Raw genomic sequence first — 3,807 nt, forward strand, 5'->3', positions numbered from 1 at the left:
AGTTTTTCTCGCGCAAGTCTTTAGCAACAGCCAGCAATTCTTGCTCGCTGATTTCTTTGCGCCAGTATTTTTCTTGTGCGAATTTCAATTCGCGGAAGGCACCGACGCGCGGGAAGCCTGAAAAATGTAATGTTGTCATGTTAACTCTCCTAGTTGGAATTTTGAATCAGGCCGGTATGGCCTGAATGTTCGATATTGTAAATCAGAATGGTGAGGCCGTCTGTTTTATTAACGGGGGCGTACACCCAAAATATGGCAGATGGCGTAAGTCAGTTCGCTGCGGTTGAGGGTGTAGAAGTGGAAGTCTTTGACACCTTCGCGAGAGAGGACTTTGACCATGTCGATGGCGATGCTGGCGGCAACAAGGTTGCGTGTGCCTTGGTCGTCATCCAAACCTTCGTACATTTTAGACAGCCAGCTTGGAATTTTGACGTTGGTCACTTGGGCCATTTTGGTCAATTGTTTGAAATTGGTTACAGGCAGGATGCCGGGAACGATTTCAACGTCGATGCCCATCATCACGCAACGGTCGCGGAAGCGCAGATAGCTTTCCACGTCAAAGAAGAATTGGGTGATAACGTGGTTTGCGCCCGCATCGATTTTACGTTTCAGATTGATCAAGTCGGCTTGGGCGGATTTGGCTTCAGGGTGAACCTCTGGATAGGCCGCTACGGAAATATCAAAGTCGGCCACGGAGCGCAACAGTTTGACCAAATCTTCGGCATAGAAAGGTTTTTTCTCGTAGCCGGGCGGCTCGTCGCCACGCAGGGCGACAATGCGGCGGATACCGCTGTCCCAATAATCTTTGGCGATTTGGCGCAACTCGTCAGGGCTGGCGTCGATACCGGTCAGGTGGGGGGCTGCGTCAAGGCCGGTTTCTTGTTTGATGCGTTTAACGATACTGTGTGTGCGGTCGCGTTCGCCGGAGTTTGCACCGTAAGTTACGGAAACGAATTTCGGATGCAAGGTTTGCAGGCGATGGATGGAATCCCATAGCATGGTTTCCATTTGTTCGTTTTTCGGCGGGAAAAATTCGAACGAAACATTGATGTCGCCTTTCAAATCAGAAAGGCTGTTGTTTAAAGCGGCGATTTCTCGAGCGTGATTCATGGTTATGCACCTTCTGCATATCTTTTATTTGTTGTCAGACTGCATAATAAATTTGAGGTCAGTATGAGTCAATTTCGAAATTTTCCAAAATTGTATGAATAGATTTAATAAAGACCTCAGGCCGTCTGAAAAATAGCCTGAGGTCTTGTTTGATAGGGAAGGGAAGAAAGCTTATTCTGCTTCATCTATCCATGCTTGTTGCACGGCTTCGAGAATGCGCTCGCCGCAACGCGCCGGATCATCGTCAAATCCAGGCAAAGCCATAATCAGATCACGCAGTTGGGTAAAGCGTACGGTTTTCGGGTCGATGCTGTCACCGTGTAAGTCGTAGAGTTCTTCGGCGATGCGTTGGGTATCTGTCCATTTCATGATGTGTTCCTTTATTGGGTTTGGGCTAATAGTAATTATTTTAATCAAGAAGAAGTCGGACTGCCAGAATGTTTTACTGCAGATGCGGATATAAATAATGCGGGTATTTTTTAACAAAATAGCATATTTGCGTTAAAATACGGCACGACACTTAAAAACTACGGCACATTCGCTTTGAATTTGCCGTTTTATATATTTTATTCCGTTTTGAATGATGGTTTGCGCATGAATAATTTACATTATCTCAATGCAACCAAATCATTTGGAACGGCTCTTAATACGAAATCCATCGCTTAAAAATAAAAGGAAAAAAAGATGAATAACGCACTCAACGCCAAGCTATCCAAACTAATTTACGCGCTTGCTTCAGATGATCCGGAGTATCTGTCTAAAGCAGGCGCATTTGACCGTTTGCTGCTGTTGGTTCGCGAACTTTATCGGATGCTGGACGAAACAGAAGGTTTGAAGCAGCTGGTGTTCCGTCTGTATTACGGCAAGCACTATGGCTTAATTAAACTGGATGCCGCTTCGCCCAATGACGATGCAGGCGCGTTGAGGTTGAAACGTTGGATGGTTTATTCGCGGATCGCAGAGCGTATCGAAAAGTGCGGCAAGCATTTGTCGGTCGTGCTTGAAGATGCGGCGTTGGAAAATGGCGTGGACAAATCTCATTATATAGATGAAGCCAATGCCATTATCGAGCGTTTCGGTTTGGTAAGGGATGAGGCTGCGCTTTCAGCCATCGAGGCAGAGGAAGCGTTAAAGGCAGAGGCTGAACTGCCGACAGTAAATAAATCTCAGAATGCTGCTCCCCGTTATAACGGCAATCTGCATCAAATCAGAATTCAAGAAAAAATCGAAAATTACTCCGCCACGCAGAAAGTGGCTGCTATGCAGATTTCGCGTATGCGTTTTATTTTTCCTCATATCGAATAATTTGCTGTATCACCAAAAGGCCGTCTGAAAACCATGAATTTGTGGTTTCAGACGGCCTTTTTCATTAAACCATTGTTTTAATGGTCTTCACGAGCGTGGTTGATTGTATATTTAGGAATTTCTACGACCAAATCTTCATCGGCAACCACTGCCTGACAGCTCAAGCGAGAATCGGCTTCCAAGCCCCATGCTTGGTCGAGCAGGTCTTCTTCCAATTCGGTCGGTTCTTCCAGGCTGTCAAAACCTTTGCGGATAATCACATGGCAGGTGGTGCAGGCGCAGGATTTTTCGCAGGCGTGATCGACTTCGATGTCATGGTCGAGCAGTACGTCAAGGACGGTTTGACCTTCGGGCGCATCTTCGATAACCGCGCCTTCGGGGCATAATGTCGCGTGTGGGAGTACGGTAATTTTTGGCATTTTTATTGTCTCGGTTGTTTAAGAGTGGTTGTGGTTAAAGCGGCTTCAGACGGCCTTGGGTATTCAATATTCAGGCCGTCTGAAAAATGGGTTTATAACATGATGCCTTTACTTTTTAAATTTTCCAGGCATTCGTCTAAGTAGGCATCATCATGTTCGGTGTAAATCGGCGAAGTAGCTGTTTCAGCAGTGTGTGCGTGGTATGGGGCAACGGCTTTGCCGCGATACAACGGGTCTTTCCATAAAACGTCAGGCTTGTAGCCGCGTTTTTCCATTTCTTCCATAATCAGCGCGTGATACAGATAGAGCTTGTAAGGCGAATGGGTGAAGACATAATTCACCGTCGCGTGCGGTCGGCCCCAGCCTGCTCCGCGTAAGGCGGCGCATTCGCGGTGTTGCCCTAAAAGTTGGGCGCGGGGGAGCAGGGGAATGAGGGTTTGGTGCCAGAGTCTCATTTTGATTCGAATAATGTCAGGTACTCGGAATAGGCTTGTTTTAAACCTTTTTTGGAGTAGGTGGTATAAATAATGTTGCTGCCTTGGACGGTAATGTTGCCCTCGCGGCTGCGGATATTGATGTCGCCGCCAGCTTTCAGGCTGCTTTCGCGGCTTTGGCGGTAGTTTTGGTTTTGTTCCTTGCCGGCGGTTTTAAAGCCGAAGCCGGCTTCAACGGACAAGAGGACGGCGCCTTGCTGTCCGGTTTGGTTTTTGACGGCATCGGCCACTTTGCCGACGCCATCGGCCAGTTGGTAGGCTTGGGCGCCGGCGGCATCTGATTATTTTGAAATTGCCATTTCAATGACTTGCTCAACATAGTTGTTTTCCAAATCAATTACGTCTCCTTTTTTTTGTTTTGATATTTTTAATTCGTCATACGCGTAAAAAATAGCAATTTTTTTCCCTTCACAAAATAAATGTCTGTCGGATTTATTCATCATATACATACTTTCATTCCTTACGATGCCTTCACCATC

General features: G+C 46.6%; 7 protein-coding genes and 1 pseudogene. 1 reads left to right on the top strand and 7 read right to left on the bottom strand.

Translation table 11 applies throughout. The annotated features are described in order from the left end of the window. The 3 genes from ACTHUE_RS12775 to iscX form a co-directional block, all read right to left on the bottom strand. On the bottom strand, window positions 1-139 hold a 139-nt coding region (locus ACTHUE_RS12775; RefSeq protein ID WP_440423643.1), incomplete at its 3' end, for a hypothetical protein. 89 nt (window positions 140-228) lie between these two features. Beyond that, window positions 229-1,110 (bottom strand): methylenetetrahydrofolate reductase, encoded by an 882-nt coding sequence (gene metF, locus ACTHUE_RS12780; protein WP_049323818.1) that lies wholly within the window; start codon window positions 1,108-1,110, stop codon window positions 229-231. 171 nt (window positions 1,111-1,281) lie between these two features. Further along, on the bottom strand, window positions 1,282-1,479 hold the full coding sequence (gene iscX / locus ACTHUE_RS12785; protein ID WP_070461311.1) for a Fe-S cluster assembly protein IscX: 198 nt from the start codon (window positions 1,477-1,479) through the stop codon (window positions 1,282-1,284). Between the two features lie 315 nt (window positions 1,480-1,794). Between iscX and ACTHUE_RS12790 the strand changes: the two genes are divergently transcribed. Beyond that, the gene (locus ACTHUE_RS12790; protein WP_440402987.1) at window positions 1,795-2,415 is read left to right on the top strand and encodes a hypothetical protein; all 621 of its coding nucleotides are present in this window, start codon (window positions 1,795-1,797) and stop codon (window positions 2,413-2,415) included. 77 nt (window positions 2,416-2,492) lie between these two features. On the opposite strand, the gene fdx is transcribed toward ACTHUE_RS12790, so the two are convergent. The 4 genes and pseudogenes from fdx to ACTHUE_RS12810 form a co-directional block, all read right to left on the bottom strand. Further along, window positions 2,493-2,834, bottom strand: coding sequence for an ISC system 2Fe-2S type ferredoxin (gene fdx / locus ACTHUE_RS12795; RefSeq protein ID WP_003686005.1), 342 nt, complete (start codon window positions 2,832-2,834; stop codon window positions 2,493-2,495). A 92-nt stretch (window positions 2,835-2,926) separates the two neighbouring features. Further along, window positions 2,927-3,289 carry a TIGR02328 family protein gene (locus ACTHUE_RS12800; protein WP_108700120.1) on the bottom strand — a complete coding sequence of 121 codons (363 nt, stop codon included), beginning with the start codon at window positions 3,287-3,289 and terminating at the stop codon, window positions 2,927-2,929. After that, window positions 3,286-3,558, bottom strand: a complete 273-nt coding sequence (locus ACTHUE_RS12805; RefSeq protein ID WP_440400221.1) for a hemagglutinin repeat-containing protein — start codon at window positions 3,556-3,558, stop codon at window positions 3,286-3,288. The genes ACTHUE_RS12800 and ACTHUE_RS12805 overlap by 4 nt, the downstream gene beginning before the upstream one ends. 51 nt (window positions 3,559-3,609) lie before the next feature. Further along, a pseudogene (locus ACTHUE_RS12810) lies at window positions 3,610-3,807 on the bottom strand (hypothetical protein); the annotation flags it as partial.

It is taken from the genome of Neisseria sp. P0021.S005, assembly GCF_051956955.1.